The following is a 17,640-nucleotide window of genomic DNA, read 5'->3' as shown; positions in this document are numbered from 1 at the left end:
ACAGGCTATGGCCATTACCCGCATATTGATCGCCAATCGCGGCGAAATCGCTCTGCGCATCCACCGCGCGGCCCACGAAATGGGCATCGAGACAGTGGCGGTGCACTCCACTGCTGACGCTGATGCAATGCACGTGCGCCTTGCCGACCACGCGGTCTGCATCGGCCCGCCATCTGCGACTGACAGCTATCTTAATGTCGCAGCGATCATCTCCGCCGCTGAAGTGGCGCAATGCGATGCGATCCACCCAGGTTATGGCTTTTTGTCAGAGAACGCCAAGTTCGCTGAGATCGTTGAGGCGCACGACATCAAATGGATCGGGCCTAAGCCGGAACACATCGTCACAATGGGCGATAAGGTGCAGGCGAAGAAAACCGCGGGCGAGCTCGGCTTGCCGCTGGTCCCCGGTTCTGACGGAGCCGTTTCTGACCCGGAAGAAGGCAAGAAAATCGCTGCAGAAATTGGCTATCCGGTAATCATCAAAGCCGCATCGGGCGGCGGCGGCCGCGGCATGAAGGTTTGCGAGAGCGAGGACGAGCTTGAAACTCTGATGCAACAGGCAGGCAGCGAGGCGAAGGCCGCGTTTGGCGATGCTACCGTCTATATTGAGAAATATCTCGGCAATCCGCGCCACATCGAATTTCAGGTGTTCGGCGACGGCAATGGCAATGCGATCCATTTGGGAGAGCGCGATTGCTCGCTGCAACGCCGCCATCAGAAGGTGCTGGAGGAGGCCCCCTCCCCGGTGATCAGTCACGAAGAGCGTATGCACATGGGCGAGGTCTGCTCAAAGGCGATGCGCGATATGAGCTATCGCGGTGCGGGTACGATCGAATTCCTTTGGGAAGACGGCGAGTTCTACTTCATTGAAATGAACACCCGGCTTCAGGTGGAGCATCCGGTTACCGAAGCCATCACCGGCGTTGATCTGGTGCGCGAGCAAATCCGCATAGCTGCTGGCAAACCCTTGTCTGTGAAGCAGGAAGAGCTGGAATTTAACGGCCACGCGATCGAATGCCGGATCAATGCAGAGGATCCCTTCACCTTTGCGCCCTCGCCAGGCCAGGTCACCTATTATCATCCAGCTGGCGGCATGCATGTGCGGGTCGATAGCGGGCTTTACGCGGGCTATAAAATTCCGCCTTATTACGACAGCATGATTGCCAAGCTGATCGTGTACGGCCGCAACCGCGAGGGCTGCATCATGCGCCTGCGCCGTGCGCTTGAAGAAATGGTGGTTGAGGGACCGAAGACCAACATTCCGCTGCACCAGGAATTGCTCAAGCAAAACGATGTGCTGTCCGGCGATTACTCGATCAAATGGCTCGAGAACTGGCTTGAAGAACGCGACAGCTAAGTCCGCAGGCGCGCACCCAGACTGGCGTAACGCATGATACGCTATTTGCCTGGAATGCTGCTTCTGATGATTGGCTTGACCGTATTCTCGCTGCCATATTGGGCGCCGCTTGTCTCTGGTGTCCGAGTGGAACCAGAGGCCTTCAAGCGTTCGGGTCAAATCGGCGGTGGAGTGATCGGCGTCGGAATCGCTCTGATCATCGCTGCTATTATGGGCGGCCGCAAGAGGAGCTGAGCGGGCGGCAGGCTCACCGGAATTGGCGTAGCGTATCGTTTGGCTGAATATGCGATCATAGCCAGATGAGTTCGCGCCGAAACGACATGACTGCGTCAGCCCATGGCGAGCATAACTAGGATCGCTAAAGTGAGCGCCTCCAAAGCCTCGCTCTAGTTGAATTTGAAGCCTGCCGCTTCTGCCTCGGCAATGATTTCACGGCCAGTTTTCATCGGACTGTCTTGTGCGAGATCATACCAATCCGGTTTCTCATCGACGAAAATCTGATGTTTGATCGGCAACCCTTTTGGCAAATCGAACATGCCGGCTAGGAAGGTGCGAGCACCAGTTGGCGTGAAACGATACCAAAGGCTGCTGCCGCAGCTTTTGCAAAAGGCGCGCTCTGCCCAATCGCTTGACTGGAACGTAGAGATATTTTCCTCGCCCTCGATCGCGAACGCATCACTTTCGATGCCGGCATACATCGATCCCGTCCATTGCTGACACATGGAGCAATGACAGACATCAACTTCACCATGCGCACTTTCTAGCGTGATGACCACCTTGCCGCACAGGCATTCGCCCGTCAATTTGCCATTTATTCGGGCCGGTTCGCTGTGCACCATTTCGAGGTCTCCATCAGTTCATCAACAGACTTAGCCTCACGCAGACTGGCGGCTTGCTGTTTCACTTGCTCGAAGGCGTCAGCTTCGGAAATACCCTGCGGTATTGCCCATGAATTGATGTGCCACATCATCGCGAGATATGCCTCGTTATGATAGGCGGCTGCTACCTCAATCTCTCCGTCGGCAATCGCCAGTGACGTTGCCGAAATGGCCGCTGCGCACTCGAGGTTGTCAGGCGATGAAGTACCCAAACTGCTCTCGCCGCATGCAGCCAGACATCCAGCAAGCACAAAAGCAGAGTAGCGCTTTGTCACCATCATACTACAATGGCACTCCGGGCGAATATTTCGCGGTGCGTATCGTCAGTGAGGTCTTCACACTGTCGACATTGGGCGCAGGTGTCAGCTTGCTTGTCAGAAATTCCTGAAAGCTCTGCAGGTCATTGCTGACAATCTTCAAAATGAAATCGATCTCGCCGTTTAACATGTGCACCTCGCGCACCTCAGGCAGATCGCGCATGGCGTCTTCAAATTCGCGTAGGCTCGATTCGGCCTGGCTCTTCAGGCTGACCATGGCGAAGACTGTGATCGCAAAGCCCAGTTTCGACGGGTCGAGATCCGCGTGATAGCCGCGAATTACCCCATCTTCCTCCAAACCGCGCACTCGGCGCAGGCACGGCGGCGCGGTCAATCCCACGCGCTGTGCGAGCTCTACATTGGTGACGCGCCCTTCCGCCTGCAATTCAGAAAGCAGGCGCTTATCGATTTCATCCAAATTCGCCATGCGGCGTACGCTCCCATTTGGCCTTCATTTATGACTAGCAATGTTCCTAGGAGAACAAGAGCTAGCAAGTATTTGCCCTCAGACAGAGGTGCAAAACTAATATTATTATGTTTGCCAGCAATTGTCCCGCTTTGCAACGCGTCTGAAAGCCATGTGTGAATGTTAGAAAGGCTTGGTATGAAACTTTCGGCCCCACTAGCGCCTGATGGCCGTGTGTGTGTATCGGAGCAGATATGTTTTTTGACGACCGCCTTGCGACTGTGCTGCGCCAACGCGCAGACACCGACGTGGGCGCTCGCACGCAATTTCGCCAGCTGCTCGATATCCTTGGCAACCGTAAGTTTGGCATCCTTGATGGCCGCAGGCAGAGCCTAGTTGCCGCCTCTTGGCTGCGCATGGATGCGCTGGCTGAGAAAATTCCAGCACACGCAAGGGCATCGGCGATTCGCGAGCGCGGCTGGCGGTTTCGCAGCGCTGATCTAGCCGCCCATCTGGCCGACTTCGAACCTGAGGTGGCGGCAGCTGCTCTGCACCGCGCAGAATTGAGCGATGAGGATTGGACTGCGCTGATCCCAAGGCTTCCGGTGAGAGCGCGCGGCTTCCTGCGCCGCAGAGATGATTTGCCGGTTGATGCGGAGCGCTTGCTTGATCAATTGGGCGTGCATGACCGCGGGCTGCCTCATCCAAACGGTTATGACGATGCGGAAGACTTGGAAACGCCGCCAGCCTCTTGTGAAGCCCCTGCTGAGCCGATTGATACACCTCCAGACGTCCCCTATGCGTCACTGATGGGATCGAGCGCTCCGGCGACGATCATGCCGCTGCGCAACAAGCCAGCAGACTATCCTCTGGCTCCAGCCAATGAGCCGTTCGAGCTCAACGAAGAAGTCCTGGCGGACGAAGAAGTGGCGGAAAGCCTTGCTGTAGAAAACTCCACCGAGGAACAGACAAGCGAAACTGAACCTCTAGAAGCGCACGCGCCTGAACCAGCAAGCCAGACAGAGCAGCATGATGTCGGGGAAGCTAAGAGGCCCCGGACGGACAGAGCGTCCTATGACCCGTTCGGACTGACAGACCAACCAAGCATGGCAACGAACCCGATGGGCGGCCCAGAGATCGATCCTAATCGCAGCGAAATTTCCGCTCTGGTGGAGCGGATCGCGCAGTTCAAACGCGACCGGGAAAGCGGCGCGCAGGCCATCGACAGCGCCCCGCGCCTGCCGCTGGAGGAGCAGCCGCGTCAATCTGAGCGTGAAGTGCGCGGGTTCGGCTTTGCGACCGACGCGAATGGCCGGATCGAATGGGCCGAACCAGAGGCCGCGCCGATGGTGATCGGCAAGCGGCTGGTCCCGGCTCAAGCCTTTACCAATCCCGCCGCGCAAACTTTGATTGAACGCGCCTTTGACCGCAGACAGCCGATTGCGCACGCACCCTTGGCCATGGCGGGTGCAGAAGCGATCGCGGGCGACTGGATCGTAGATGCACAGCCGAACTTTGCCGATGAAGGCAATTTCACTGGCTATGTCGGCCGGTGCCGCCGCCCTGCGAAAGCCGCCAGCTTGCCCGGCCAGGGCGGCAGCGAAGGCGACCGCATCCGCCAATTGCTCCACGAACTGCGCACACCGGTCACAGCCGTTCAGGGCTATGCCGAAGTCATTCAGCAGCAATTGTTCGGCCCGGCCCCGCATGAATACCGCGCTTTAGCCGCGGCGGTCGCTGCCGACGCCGCGCGCATTCTGGCCGGATTTGAAGAGCTCGACCGGCTGGCCAAGCTGGAAACCGGCGCCGCGGAAATGATTCCGGGCGAAAGCGATCTAGGCGCAGTGATCGCCAAAACCGCGCAGCAATTGGCGCAGGTGCTCGGACCTCGAATGGCAGGGATTGAGTTTGTCCAACCCGAAGGCCCGCCGATTATGGTCGCCATGGACACCAGCGAAACCGAAGCGCTCATTTGGCGCGTGTTGGCGACGCTTGGCGGCGCATGCGCCTCTGGTGAGATGATCACTTGCCAATTGCGCCGCGATGATCGCCTGGTCCGGCTGATTTGCGAATTGCCAGCTCAGCTGATTTCCGAAGAAGATTTGTTCGCTGCTCAAGTTAAGCCCGCCAACACCGTTCTCAACGCGGGTCTGTTTGGCGCGGGCTTCACCTTCCGCCTAGCCCGGGCTGAGGCGCGCGCCGCCAAAGGCGGGTTGTCGCACGAAGGCGAACATCTGGCGTTGATGCTCCCACTCTTGACCGCTCAGCAAGCCCTGCCTAGCCAAGACGGATCGGACGCAGGTGCGGGTCTGCAGGTAAGCAATCCTCAAGACGTCCCCGCTAATTCCGAACATGAAAATGCCGCTTCGATCAGCGGCGAACGTGGCGGCGGGAAAGCGTAAGCTCCAGCAATCCCGCTGAATTGGCAATCAGGGAGGGAGCCGAAATGCAGCCCCTTTCTGAATTGACCAACACAGGCCAATCACAATCCATTCTCAATCCGCCTTCGCGGAGCGCCCGTACGAGCTTCGCTGACGGCTTTGGCCAGCGCGTTCTGCTGACGGTTGACACCGAAGAAGAGTTCGATTGGAATGCTCCCTTTCGCAGAGACGGCTTTGGACTAGAACATGTGCCTGAATTGCGGCGGTTTCAGCAATTTTGCGAGCGGCTGGGCGCAATCCCGCTCTATTTAGTGGATTGGCCAATCGTAAACTCGCCAATCGCCGCTGAAATCATTGGTGATGCGGTAAAGCGCGGCACAGCAGAGGTTGGAGTTCAGCTGCATGCTTGGGTCACCCCGCCGTTCGATGAAGAGGTGAGCGCCCACAATTCCTATGCCGGGAACCTGCCGCCCGAATTGGAAGCGGCTAAATTCATGAAGTTGCGAGACCGGATTGAGGAGGTGTTTGGCGCGCCTCCACTGATCTACCGCGCTGGCCGATATGGCTTGGGTCCGCAAACGCCGGACTTGCTCAAATCGGCGGGCATTGCGATCGACACCTCGGTCAGGTCTCTGTTCGATTATTCCGGTCAGCATGGTCCCGATTACTCCGCCCATCCGCTTTGGCCTTATTGGGCCGACCCAGAGCGGCAATTGCTAGAGCTGCCCGTGACCAGCGCCTATTGGGGCATGCTGAGACGGCAAGGCGGCATGGTGCGCCGTCTGCAAGAGCGATTCCCCTCGCTGGGCCGAATCCTATCGCGCCTCGGCATGATGGAACGGATCGCGCTGACACCAGAAGGCGTGAGCGTAGAGGAGGCTATTCGCGGTATCGATATGGTTCTGGACGACGGCGTGCCGGTACTAACACTGTCGTTTCACAGTCCATCTTTAGCACCTGGGCACACGCCTTATGTCGAGACAGAGGCGGAAGTTGAGGGCATTTATGATTGGTTTGAAAGGGTTTACGCCTATCTCGACCACCGAAACATCCGCAGCACCAGTGTGGCTGAGATCATGCAAAACGTGATTCGGTAGGCTCATTTTAAAAATAGACGAAACGGGTGCTTGTTTCATTCGCAAGCGCGATGTAGAGGCTCGGCCTGCATCTTGGCTAGACCAGAGGGGCCTGTAGCTCAGTTGGTTAGAGCTGGCCGCTCATAACGGCTAGGTCGCGGGTTCGAGTCCTGCCGGGCCCACCACTAGCGATGATGCTTCCACCCTGTCGTGCTGCACGCAAGACAGGTGAAAATCGGTCGGGGAGTGGCGCAGCCAGGTAGCGCACCTGTTTTGGGTACAGGGGGTCGGAGGTTCGAATCCTCTCTCCCCGACCAGATTTTCAAACTTCCAAGATTTCCGCTCGCAATGACAAGCCGCAAGGGTTTGCCAAGTGCTGAGCCCCTTACTGTTCCATCACTGCAGGCGCGCTGGGCACCGGCCCGCCGGTTTTGATCGCGCGTTCTTCGCGTGCAAGGATCCCAGCAACCATCGTCCACACCGCGACATTCTGGCGCAATTGGACAATGTCGATCTTGTCGAGCGTGTCATCCGGCGTGTGGTGCAGATCGAAATAGCGCGTGCCGTCCTGCTGCAAGTCGATGATCGCGCCGTCTTGGTCGCGCGAAATGTTCAAGTCTGCTCCGCCGCGCGCCACGATGGTCGAATTGGCAACGCCAAACGGTTCAACCGCAGCGGCCAGCTTTGCGTGAAGATCGGGATTGGTTTCGCGAAAGTTGCTCTCAAAACGCCAGATACGGTCTGCGCCAAAATCGCTTTCAAGGCCGACACCGATAGGCTCATCGATGTGCGCTGCACTGTATGCGCGAGAGCCCCACAGCCCGACTTCTTCCGCCCCTGCGAACAACACGCGGACCGTGCGCAATTGATTGCCGGTGCGCGCGACATTGATAGCGGCGGCAGCAATTATCCCGCAGCCTGCACCATCATCAAATGCGCCCGGCGCATTCCACCAACTGTCTAAATGGCACGCCAGCAGCACGGGCGGTAGGTCGGGGTTGCGACCAACAAATTCACCAACAACATTGCCGCTCATCGTGGTGCCGATACGCTTTGGGTTCATTTCGAGCTTAAGCGTGATGGGCTCTGAGCGCGGGCGATTAAACATCCGCTCAAGGTTCTCTGCATCGGGTAGAGACAGCGCGCCCGCCGGGATCGGATCAACCCCGTCCGGGAAATTGGTGCCGCCAGTGTGCGGATTGCGGTGATGGTCGGTCCCAACCGATTTGATCACGACGCCAATCGCACCTTTACTAGCGGCAAGACCGGGCCCGACCCAGCGCGTTGGGCCAGCAAAGCCATAATGAGAGCCGTCCTGTGCGCGGCGCATCTGGTGGCTGATATAGGCGATCTTGCCCTCAAGGCTGCCCTCTGGCGCGGCGCGAACGGCCTCTGCATTGGCGAAGAAGACCACTTCGGCCTCAATCCCGCCTTCTGGCGTCGCCGCACTGTTGCCAAGCGGCTGAACCACGAGGTCTTGTGAGAACGGCCCGGTCACCGAAGCGCGGGCGATATCGCCGGGCACCCAAGTGTCCATTTCAAACGGCTCGTCTGCAACGTTTTGGAAGCCATGCTTCTTCAGCCAAGCCATTGCCCAAACACGCCCGCGCGTCTCGGCCTCTGTTCCGGCCTGCCTTGGGCCAACTTCTGTGGTCACCCCTTCGACAAAATCCCATGCGATTTCATCACGCTCTTGAGCGACTTCGGCGAGCTCCGATAGACCGGGCGCTGCGTTAGCGGTGACAGAGAGGGAAGCGGCGGAGAGCGCGGTCAGCGCGAGGAGAGCGTTTTTCATGGCTGTCGCTGCTATCGAGCCGTGCGGGCCAAGTCCAGCATGTGATCAGCATTCCTCAAGCGCTTAAGGGGGGCGTATGTAAGGCTGAATTAGCTTGAAGCAGCCTGTTTTACTTCAACCAGCTTTGGCCTTGGAGCAGGGTTCTCTTCATCCTGAGGCGTGCGCTCGGCATTTTCGACGCGGTTTCGGCCGTTGGATTTCGCGCGGTAAAGCGCAGCATCGGCCCGTGCGAACAGGCTTTCATAGGTTTCGCCCTCACGCGCGGTCGCAACGCCAAAGCTTGCTGTCAGGCGGATTTCTTTGTTGAGATCGGCGTGCTCCAACCGGTTAAATGCCCATCTGATCCGCTCAGCCAACCGCTCAGCCGGTTCATTCTCGCAGTTCCAGGCCGCAATGCAGAACTCTTCGCCGCCAATCCGGCCAGAGGTGTCGCATGCGCGCACCATTTTACCGATGATCTCACCAAAGCCAGCAATAGCCAGATCGCCTGCCTGATGCCCCCAAAAATCGTTCACCTTCTTAAAGTGGTCAATATCGGCCACAACCAGGCTTAGCGGCCTGCCCTCAGTCTGCGCGCGCGGCAGCAGGGTTCGGATCGTTTGCTCAAACGAGCCGCGATTGCGCAGGCCAGTGAGAGCATCGCGTTCGCTGCTCTCGCGTAGGGTCTTGGTCCATTCGGCAATGGTCGCCCCAATGAGCACCAATGCGCTGCTCATGCCCTTCACCGCGAGCACAAAGCCGATAAGCGAATAATAGATCGACTCGCGATAGGCCTCTGCCGGAATGCTCCGTTCAAACAATAGGGTCAGGGTAGGTCTGATGAGGAAGTCGACCGCTTGGAACGCCATCACCAGAATGATGAGCATATCTATCGTATTGCGGCGGCGGGCCGTCAGCAGCGTCGTCACGCCCATGACGAACATCACGCCGTACCCCATGTTGACGATGATCAGCCGCGGGCCGACATCGTTGGAAAGGCTGACGCACAGTGCCAACGTCAAAGCGGCTATTACGTAGACAACTGCGATACTGCCAAGGTGCAACCGCTGGCCCACCCGCTCACACACAGATGCCAACAAAACGGCCGAGCCAAGGGTGTAAAACACCTGAGTTGCGTGGAAGATGTAGAACGCGTCGGCGGGCATGATGTGGGTGATAAGAAACCCAATCGCCGACAGGGCGAAGGCAATGCCAAAGCCAAGGACGTGCCGTTTCATTCGGCCTGCGCGCCACAGCACCACGAAAGTCGCTGCAAAAAACAGCGCTATCATTGGCGTCACCAATCCAAGAATTTGCGTTTGCATCGACCCGCACGACCCCCGTTCGAACGGAATAGGTCAATATGGTTAACACAGACTTTAGGGAACCCGCTAAGTAATAAAATTTCTATTATTCTTAGCCGATTACTTATTCATACAGACCGCCAAGCCTTTGCAGTTAGCCTGCACCAAGCCCGTGCTTCTGAGCCATGCGTGATGCGAAAGGCACGACCGAACCACCGCCATCCTTGAAAGCACCGCTCTCGGTGAAGACCTGATTGCGGCCTGCGTCCTTCGCCCGGTAAAGAGCGCTGTCAGCCCGTTCAAACACAGCCTTGTAATTGTCGGCGCTACGCCACTCTGCCACACCAAAACTGACGGTGTAAGGGCTAATTTCGTCGTTGTCTGATCGGCCTTGATGAGCCGCAGCCTGGCGAATACGCTCGGCCAAATGCGCCGCGTCATCGAGCGCGCAATCCCAGATCAAAACGCAGAATTCCTCGCCGCCGATCCGGCCGGTCACATCGTCTCGGCGGACCATCGCATTGAGCAGGCCGCCAAAGCGCGCAATCACCTTGTCTCCCGCAACATGGCCGAGGCTGTCATTGACCAGCTTGAAGTGATCAATGTCCGCCACGATCAGACTTACCGGCAGGCCATTGCGCACCGCATTGGTTGCGACGACACGCGCCTCTTCTTCAAAGCCGCCCCGCATCCTCAGACCCGAGAGCGGGTCAAAGCCGGCCTTCTCACGCTGATCTTCCATCCGGTCAGCGACAATAATCGCTACCAGAGTGACAGAGAGCAGCAGGCACAGCACAGCCGTTATCGCCATGTTGATCGTCAAAAAGACAGAGGTTTGATATTGCTCCATCGTCATCTGACTTTGCGCCAGAATGGTGAGTGACGGACGGAAAATTGAATAGGCTGCCAGAACCACCAAGCTGTAGGTCAGCACACGGTCTGAAACATGGCGATATGGGCTTTGCCATTTGCCATAGGCACCCATCGCAAACAGCAGCCCAGCGTTAAAATTCTGCGCCATTAAGACAACCGATTGTACCTCGGCCGCGCGGCCATACCAAATCACGCCGGCAGTGCCGAGCGTCACGGCAATGTAGCCAAGCACCGGCGCGCGCTGGCCATCTCGGTTCGCCACACCCCACAACAGCGCGATCAGTCCTGATGAGGAAACTAGGTGGAACAGCACTACTTCGTTCGGACCAAAATCCTTTATCACCCAAGCCTGAAGAACGATGCCAAACGCGACCGCTGCAAACCAATAGCTGTAGGCAAGGATGTAGCCCTTTGACCTATCCTGCCACCATAGCGCAGCGAAGACGCCGGCGAAAATCGCCGTCATCGCTGGAATGATTAGAGTTAGGATCTGGGCCTGCACTTTGGTTCCTATTTAAGACGCAATCCGGCCTAAGACGGATTGATGAATGGTGACCTATAGAGCCCTTAAGTAAATTGCCTCTTAAGGCGGCTTGCCCCTTCAACGCTCTCGCCCTATTTGCAGGGCTAACAATTCATTTTCCGAACAGATTCACCCAAAGGAAACGCCCGATGGCCGCGCAATATGCCTATGTCATGAAAAACATGACCAAGACCTTCCCCGGCGCTCAAAAGCCAGTTTTGAGCAATATCAATCTTCAGTTCTATCAAGGCGCGAAGATCGGCATTGTTGGTCCAAATGGCGCAGGCAAATCGACCCTGATGAAGATCATGGCAGGCATCGATGCCGACATCACTGGCGAGGCCTGGGCAGGTGAAAACATCACCGTCGGCTATCTGCCGCAGGAACCGCAGCTTGATGAGAGCAAGACGGTGCTCGAAAACGTTCGCGAAGGCGCTGGCGAAACCGCCGCCATGGTCGAGCGCTTCAACGCAATCTCTGCCGAAATGGCTGAGCCAGACGCCGATTTTGAAGCTCTGGGTGAGCAAATGTCCGAGCTACAGGAGAAGATCGATGCCGTCGACGGCTGGACTCTCGACAACCAGCTGGAAATCGCGATGGAGGCTCTGCGCTGCCCGCCATCAGACAGCCCGGTTACCAATCTGTCCGGTGGCGAGAAACGCCGCGTCGCCCTCACCCGGCTGCTGATCCAGAAGCCTGGTATTTTGCTGCTCGACGAGCCGACCAACCACCTCGACGCGGAATCGGTCGAATGGCTGGAAAACCACCTCAAGGAATACGCCGGCGCCGTGCTAATGATCACGCACGATCGCTACTTCCTAGACAATGTCGTTGAGTGGATCCTCGAGCTCGACCGCGCATCCTACTACCCATACGAAGGCAATTATTCGACCTATCTTGAGAAGAAGGCGAAGCGTCTGGAGCAGGAAAGCCGCGAGGAATCGGGCCGTCAGAAAGCGCTCAGCCGCGAGCTCGAATGGATCAAGCAAACCCCGGCCGCGCGTCAGACCAAATCCAAGGCCCGCGTGCGCAAGTTTGAGCAATTGCAGGATGCCCAGGGCGACCGCAAACCGGGCAAGGCGCAGATCGTTATTCAGGTGCCAGAGCGGCTCGGCGGCAAGGTGATCGAGGCGAAGAATATCTCGAAGGCTTACGGCGATAAGCTGCTGTTCGAAAACCTGTCATTCATGCTGCCACCAGGCGGCATTGTCGGCGTAATCGGCCCGAACGGCGCGGGTAAATCCACGCTGTTCAGAATGATCACTGGTCAGGAAACACCGGACACTGGATCAATCGAAATCGGCGACACAGTGCACCTCGGCTATGTTGACCAGTCGCGCGATGATCTGACCCCGACCAACAATGTCTGGGAGGAAATCTCAGACGGGCTCGATTACATGCAGGTCAACGGTCACGATACCTCAACCCGCGCCTATGTCGGCGCGTTCAACTTCAAGGGCAGCGACCAGCAGAAGAACGTCGGCAAGCTGTCTGGCGGCGAACGCAACCGCGTGCACATGGCGAAAATGCTGAAGCAAGGCGGCAACGTGCTGCTGCTGGATGAGCCGACCAACGATCTCGACGTCGAAACCTTGGGCGCGCTTGAGGAAGCCATCGAAAACTTCGCTGGCTGCGCCGTGGTGATCTCGCACGACCGCTTCTTCCTGGATCGCCTCGCGACGCACATTCTGGCGTTCGAAGGCAATTCGCACGTCGAATGGTTCGAAGGCAACTTTGAATCATATGAAGAAGACAAACGCCGCCGCCTCGGCGACGCAGCGGACCGTCCAACACGCTTGGCTTATAAGAAGCTGACTAGGTAGGCTGTATTCGGACATAAGCTAGCGACGCGCTCCGTCACCCCGGACTTGATCCGGGGTCCAGCCCTTTGCGGTCCTTGCACGAGGTAGAAATTGAGCGGGATCCCGGATCAAGTCCAGAATAGCCAGCAGCACGTCCCCTAGCTTCCATCCCGCTCAAACGCTAAGGGACATCCCGTAGTCTACAGAAGGGTCGCTCAACCATGGATTTATCCACTCGCAATATCGCTTTGATCGCTGGCGCGGTCGTGATCGGCCTTGTTATCGGGTTTATGTATCCGACCTTCGGCGCGCTGATGCTGATTCCTGTAATTGGCTATGTCGTTTTTATCCTGCTCAAAAACAAAGGCGGCGCGGAAGCGGACGAGGCGGCCACATCGGCGGCCAAGCAATTCACTGCGGTGGAAGGCAAGGGGGCGATTTATGTCATGCGCGATGCGTTCATCGCCGGACAGCAAGGCATGAACATCACCATTGATGACGTCATGACGGCACAATTTCGCACGGGCCGTTTTGTAAAGGCGGATGTTGAGCCGGGCGAACACAGCGTCCTCGCGCAAATGGCGAGCCAGACTAAGAGCACGGCAAAGACCTACACCTTAAGTGTCGCGGCGGGCGAATGCGTCTTGCTGGACGCCAAGATCGCCATGGGCGCATTGCAAGGTTCGGTCGAGTTCGAGGAACAGCGCGATGCTGGTCTGGCGCGCGCCAAACTGGGCAAGCTGAAACTCGTCGAATGGTCAGCGCCAGAGGCGTAAGACCTAAGGCGAGATCCAGCCGCTTTCCCACTGATCGCCAGACCGGACGAACTGCGCGCGCTGATGTCCGGTGTGCGCGAGGTACAGCCAATCGGCCTCGGCAATGTCGAACAACAGCACCGCGAAATTGGGCCGCGCAGGGATCACTTGCTCGTCGGTGGGCTCCACGCCTTCAAATTCAGGCGGCAGGCCGCTGGTTGATTCCTCTGAGGCAGCGCCCGGCCCCTCACCGAGGTAACACCGCTTGGCAAAGTTGATGCTGCTCGCCCACGCACGGTCGACCACTTCACCTTCGCGAACGACGCGCCCTGTGCCGCGCAACCGAACCTGTATCTTGGCGCCTTTGTCATAGAGCAAAACAGCCATGCGCGGGTCCGCTTCGATCGCGGCCACCTTTGGAGCGCGATTGTCAGTGTGGAACCTGAGCGTCCAAGCATCGCCGTCAAATTCGCGCAGCACCATCGTGCGCGCGTCGACATCGCTGGTCACAACACAAGGTGTGTGCATCGCGTGCCTGCGATCCTTGGCCGCTCTCACCAATTGGCGTTTTAGGTCATTGCGGACATCGTCGAGCGTTTCAAACATGCGTTGCATTTGGAGAATATGCGCGCGAGGTCAATCCCTCAGTGCGTTCATGATTTCAGGACCGAACCTGAACGTAGCCCTAAACAAGTGGTTAAGTTACGATACAGCGACTCGTCCGTATACAAGGGCATATCAACGCAGCCGTTAGTGGTGGAACGGCGACCAAGGAGGCATTTATGTACTTAGCAAAATTGCTCAAAGGCAGCGCACTTTCCGCCATAGCCGCCGCAATGGCTGTTGCCGCTTTCCCTGCTCAAGCAGAAGCGCAAAGCCGCGGATTTGAAAATCGCGGGGAGCAGTTGCAAGCTCGCCAAAACCAGCGCAGTGAGCGCCGCGCAAACCGCGGCCAAGCGCGCGGGGAACGACGCAACAATCGACAAGAGGCTCGCAGCGAGCGTCGCGGCAACCGCCAAGAAGCGCGCAGTGAACGCCGAGGCAACCGCCAGGAAGCCAGAAGTGAACGGCGCGAAGTTCGCACCGACAACCGCGAGTTTCGCCAAACTCAACGCCAAGCTCGCGAGGCGCCTGCAAGGGCTCGGAGTGAACGCCGGACTGAGCGTAGATCTAACCAACGCACGGAGCGTAGAGCCGATCAGCGTTCCGACCGCCGGGCTAATCGTCGAGTTGATCGCCGCGACGCATATCGTGACGGACGCCGCAATAGTTACCGTGACAGCCGGCGTGCATACCGCAACGAGCGCCGCAGCTACAGCAATGGCTACCGCGCGGGAGTTCGCAATCAGCGGCGATGGAACCGCCAGTGGCGACAGAACACTCGCTACAATTGGTACAACTACAGGCGCGCCAACAACAGCATCTTTCGCCTCGGCCGATATTACTCGCCCTATCGCAGCTATCGCTATAGCCGCTTGAGCATTGGTTTTTATCTCGACAGCCTGTTCTTCTCGTCGCGGTACTACATCAACGATCCATGGCGCTATCGCCTGCCAGAGGTCTACGGCCCGTATCGCTGGGTCCGCTATTATGACGATGCGGTTCTGGTCGACACCTACACCGGTGAAGTGGTCGATGTGATCTACGACATCTTCTGGTGATCGCCTGACACAGCAGACTTTCTGCCGATTTCAAAGCCCCCGCTCGCAGCAATGCCAGCGGGGGTTTTCTTGTGCGGCATTGGCTGGCAAATAGCCGTTTCACGAACGAGTAAAGCGATGACCTTAGCCAGTACCATTCCCGATCAAGACGCCCTGAAACGAGTGGGCGAAAGCGTTCGCCAGCGCTTGTCCGCTGATCCCGGCGTTTATCCAATCGAGACCGACAAACTCGAACTGTTTGCTGTCGGTGATTTCCTGACAAAGGCGGAATGTGACCGTCTTTGCATGATGATCGACATGATTGCCCGGCCATCTGCCCTGCATGAACAGGACTATGCCAGCGGGTTTCGCACCTCCTATTCCGGCGATCTTGATCCCCATGACAGCTTCGTCAAAAGCATCGGCCGCAGGATCGACGATCTCATGGGCTTGAAGCCGGAAATTGGCGAAGCAATCCAGGGCCAACGCTATCTCGAAGGCCAGCAGTTCAAGCCGCATAACGACTGGTTCTATACCTCAGAGAAGTACTGGCAGAACGAACGCAAACGCGGCGGCCAGCGCAGCTGGACTTCGATGGTGTTCCTCAACACAGTCGAAGAAGGCGGAGAGACTCACTTCACAGAGGCTGGCCTCAAGATTGAGCCGAAACCCGGCGTGCTGCTGCTGTGGAACAACGCTCTGCCCGATGGCAGCCCCAACGAAGGGACAATGCACGCGGGAACCCCTGTGACCAAAGGCTCCAAGTACATCATCACCAAATGGTATCGCACGCGCACGTGGAAGTAGGAAAGGCGTTTTGGTGGAGCGCCTAGCCACCCACTGGGTGGCAATGGCCGTTTCAACTACGCGCCAAAGCCTCTGCGATCAGCTTGCGGCTGTTCTCAATTCCATACAATGCGATGAAGCTGCCCATGCGCGGCCCCTGCTCACTGCCTAGCAGCGTCTCATACAGAGCGCGGAACCAATCGCGCAGGTTCTCAAATCCGAACTCTTCGCGTTTGCCGATCTCATAGACGCTGGTCTGGAGGTCTTCTGCGCTGGTGCCCCGAGCCGCTGCGGCCAAAGCCTCGTCCAGCGCCCGCAAGGCCTCCGCCTCATTAGCGCTGGGCGCGCGCTTGTTCAGCGTCGGCACGATGAAGTCGCGCGTATAAGCAACCGCCGCATCAATCATCGCATCAATCGCCGGGTTCGCGACAGGCTCACCCAGATAGCTTTCGAGATATTCCGAGACGTTCTGCGCGCTCGCCTCTGCGCCCAGCACGCTGGCAAGGTTCAGCAGCAATCCGAACGTGACCGGCACGGTATCGCCTGCACCCGGAGCCTCTGGCATTGCAAGGCTCTCGTTCGCGCGCAGCAAGTGCCACACCGGATTGCCCAGCTGCTTGTCCAGCGGCTGTTCGGCCAGACGCTCGCGGAACTGCCAATAGTCATCGACCGCGCGCGGGATCACTCCAACGTGCAGCTGCTTCGCGCTCTTCGGATTGGGGAAGATGTAGAATCCGAGGCTCTCCTCCGTCCCATATTCCAGCCATTGCTCAATCGTCAGACCATTGCCCTTAGACTTGGAGATCTTCTCGCCATTCTCATCGAGGAACAGCTCATAGATCAGCCCTTCCGGCTTGTTACCGCCGAGAACGCGCGCAATCTTGCCCGATTGCACGCCAGTATCCGTCAAATCCTTGCCGTACATCTCATAGTCGACGCCCTGCGCGACCCAGCGCATTGCAAAGTCGACCTTCCATTGCAGCTTGGCTTTGCCGCACAGTGCGCTTTGTTCGATCACGCTGCCGTCTTCGTCGGTGAAGCGGATCAGCCCTGCCTCCGCATCGACGACTTCGACCGGCACTTGCAGCACGGCGCCCGTTGTCGGGCTGATCGGCATGATCGGCGAATAGGTCGCCGCCCGCTCTGCCCGCAAGGTCGGCAGCATGATGTCGAGAATGTCCTGATTGTGCGCGAGCACGTTCTTCAGCGCATCGTCAAACGCGCCGCTGTTGTAGCGATCGGATGCAGCCACAAACTCGTACTCAAACCCGAACCGGTCCAGAAACGCGCGCAGCATCGCATTGTTGTGATGGGCGAAGCTCTCATACTTCTCAAACGGATCGGGAATGCGCGACAGCGGCTTTCCTAGATTCTCGGTCAACATCGCCTGATTGGGCAGGTTGTCCGGCACTTTGCGCAGGCCGTCCATATCGTCCGAGAACGCGACCAACCGCGTTGCCTGCCCGGTCAGCGCTTCATATGCGCGCCGCACGAAGGTAGTGCGCAGCACCTCTTGGAACGTACCGATATGCGGCAGACCCGATGGACCATAGCCCGTTTCAAACAGCACAGGCTCGCCATTCGGTTTACCATTCCTCAGCCGTTTGGCGAGGCGCTGAGCCTCTTGAAAGGGCCAAGCCTTGGAGGAACGAGCGGCGTCTTGAAGTGCAGTGTTTGTCATAGCACGCCCGCATATGAGGATGGTGCCAGACAACGCAAGCGATTGTGCAGTTTGGCGCGCGCGGCTTGGAACGCATTTGCACATTCC

16 protein-coding genes and 2 tRNA genes are annotated in these 17,640 nt (G+C 57.9%); 10 read left to right on the top strand and 8 right to left on the bottom strand.

Annotated features, from left to right (window positions below; all coding sequences use genetic code 11):
* Nucleotides 1-7: 7 nt before the first annotated feature.
* A complete protein-coding gene (gene accC, locus AC0V6V_RS13530; RefSeq protein ID WP_486165861.1) occupies nt 8-1,357 on the top strand; it encodes an acetyl-CoA carboxylase biotin carboxylase subunit in 1,350 nt (449 codons plus the stop codon).
* Between the two features lie 386 nt (nt 1,358-1,743).
* Here accC and AC0V6V_RS13525 read toward each other — a convergent pair whose 3' ends face one another.
* The 3 genes from AC0V6V_RS13525 to AC0V6V_RS13515 are packed head-to-tail and all read right to left on the bottom strand — an operon-like array spanning nt 1,744 to nt 2,979.
* A complete protein-coding gene (locus AC0V6V_RS13525; protein ID WP_486165859.1) occupies nt 1,744-2,196 on the bottom strand; it encodes a GFA family protein in 453 nt (150 codons plus the stop codon).
* Nucleotides 2,169-2,516, bottom strand: coding sequence for a hypothetical protein (locus AC0V6V_RS13520; RefSeq protein ID WP_486166375.1), 348 nt, complete (start codon nt 2,514-2,516; stop codon nt 2,169-2,171). The genes AC0V6V_RS13525 and AC0V6V_RS13520 overlap by 28 nt, the downstream gene beginning before the upstream one ends.
* A 1-nt stretch (nt 2,517) precedes the next feature.
* The gene (locus AC0V6V_RS13515) at nt 2,518-2,979 is read right to left on the bottom strand and encodes an Lrp/AsnC family transcriptional regulator (RefSeq protein ID WP_472639209.1); all 462 of its coding nucleotides are present in this window, start codon (nt 2,977-2,979) and stop codon (nt 2,518-2,520) included.
* A gap of 233 nt (nt 2,980-3,212) precedes the next feature.
* On the opposite strand from AC0V6V_RS13515, the gene AC0V6V_RS13510 reads away from it, so the two are divergent.
* The 4 genes from AC0V6V_RS13510 to AC0V6V_RS13495 all read left to right on the top strand — a co-directional run bounded on the left by AC0V6V_RS13510 (nt 3,213) and on the right by AC0V6V_RS13495 (nt 6,732).
* Nucleotides 3,213-5,360, top strand: a complete 2,148-nt coding sequence (locus AC0V6V_RS13510; protein WP_486165857.1) for a histidine kinase dimerization/phospho-acceptor domain-containing protein — start codon at nt 3,213-3,215, stop codon at nt 5,358-5,360.
* 44 nt (nt 5,361-5,404) lie between these two features.
* Complete coding sequence (locus AC0V6V_RS13505; RefSeq protein WP_486165856.1) at nt 5,405-6,436, top strand: polysaccharide deacetylase family protein; 1,032 nt, start codon at nt 5,405-5,407, stop codon at nt 6,434-6,436.
* A gap of 87 nt (nt 6,437-6,523) precedes the next feature.
* A tRNA-Ile gene (locus AC0V6V_RS13500) sits at nt 6,524-6,600 on the top strand.
* A 55-nt stretch (nt 6,601-6,655) separates the two neighbouring features.
* Nucleotides 6,656-6,732, top strand: a tRNA-Pro gene (locus tag AC0V6V_RS13495).
* Nucleotides 6,733-6,800: 68 nt separating this feature from the next.
* Here the strand turns inward: AC0V6V_RS13495 and AC0V6V_RS13490 are convergent.
* The 3 genes from AC0V6V_RS13490 to AC0V6V_RS13480 form a co-directional block, all read right to left on the bottom strand.
* Entirely contained in the window at nt 6,801-8,210 is a 1,410-nt protein-coding gene (locus tag AC0V6V_RS13490; protein ID WP_486165855.1) for a M28 family peptidase, read from the bottom strand.
* A gap of 89 nt (nt 8,211-8,299) precedes the next feature.
* Nucleotides 8,300-9,481, bottom strand: coding sequence for a GGDEF domain-containing protein (locus AC0V6V_RS13485; RefSeq protein ID WP_486166374.1), 1,182 nt, complete (start codon nt 9,479-9,481; stop codon nt 8,300-8,302).
* A 166-nt stretch (nt 9,482-9,647) separates the two neighbouring features.
* Nucleotides 9,648-10,868, bottom strand: coding sequence for a GGDEF domain-containing protein (locus AC0V6V_RS13480; RefSeq protein ID WP_486165853.1), 1,221 nt, complete (start codon nt 10,866-10,868; stop codon nt 9,648-9,650).
* Between the two features lie 170 nt (nt 10,869-11,038).
* On the opposite strand from AC0V6V_RS13480, the gene ettA reads away from it, so the two are divergent.
* Together ettA and AC0V6V_RS13470 are read left to right on the top strand one after the other, a co-directional pair.
* Complete coding sequence (gene ettA, locus AC0V6V_RS13475; RefSeq protein WP_472644742.1) at nt 11,039-12,712, top strand: energy-dependent translational throttle protein EttA; 1,674 nt, start codon at nt 11,039-11,041, stop codon at nt 12,710-12,712.
* Between the two features lie 200 nt (nt 12,713-12,912).
* Nucleotides 12,913-13,467: a hypothetical protein gene (locus tag AC0V6V_RS13470; protein ID WP_486165852.1), complete on the top strand. Its 555-nt coding sequence runs from the start codon at nt 12,913-12,915 to the stop codon at nt 13,465-13,467.
* 3 nt (nt 13,468-13,470) lie between these two features.
* Here the strand turns inward: AC0V6V_RS13470 and AC0V6V_RS13465 are convergent, their stop codons facing one another.
* Nucleotides 13,471-14,061, bottom strand: coding sequence for a pyridoxamine 5'-phosphate oxidase family protein (locus AC0V6V_RS13465; protein ID WP_486165851.1), 591 nt, complete (start codon nt 14,059-14,061; stop codon nt 13,471-13,473).
* Nucleotides 14,062-14,331: 270 nt separating this feature from the next.
* Between AC0V6V_RS13465 and AC0V6V_RS13460 the strand changes: the two genes are divergently transcribed.
* The 3 genes from AC0V6V_RS13460 to AC0V6V_RS13450 all read left to right on the top strand — a co-directional run bounded on the left by AC0V6V_RS13460 (nt 14,332) and on the right by AC0V6V_RS13450 (nt 15,893).
* Entirely contained in the window at nt 14,332-14,925 is a 594-nt protein-coding gene (locus AC0V6V_RS13460; protein WP_486166373.1) for a hypothetical protein, read from the top strand.
* Nucleotides 14,922-15,107: an RcnB family protein gene (locus tag AC0V6V_RS13455; protein WP_486165849.1), complete on the top strand. Its 186-nt coding sequence runs from the start codon at nt 14,922-14,924 to the stop codon at nt 15,105-15,107. Before AC0V6V_RS13460 ends, AC0V6V_RS13455 begins: the two co-directional genes overlap by 4 nt.
* Nucleotides 15,108-15,224: 117 nt before the next feature.
* Nucleotides 15,225-15,893 (top strand): prolyl hydroxylase family protein, encoded by a 669-nt coding sequence (locus tag AC0V6V_RS13450; RefSeq protein ID WP_486165848.1) that lies wholly within the window; start codon nt 15,225-15,227, stop codon nt 15,891-15,893.
* 52 nt (nt 15,894-15,945) lie between these two features.
* Here AC0V6V_RS13450 and AC0V6V_RS13445 read toward each other — a convergent pair whose 3' ends face one another.
* On the bottom strand, nt 15,946-17,553 hold the full coding sequence (locus AC0V6V_RS13445; RefSeq protein ID WP_486165847.1) for a lysine--tRNA ligase: 1,608 nt from the start codon (nt 17,551-17,553) through the stop codon (nt 15,946-15,948).
* Between the last annotated feature and the right edge of the window lie 87 nt (nt 17,554-17,640).

It is taken from the genome of Erythrobacter sp. S249, assembly GCF_057364975.1.
The sequence above is the reverse complement of the archived record's forward strand: the minus strand, read 5'-3'. Positions and strand labels throughout refer to the sequence as shown.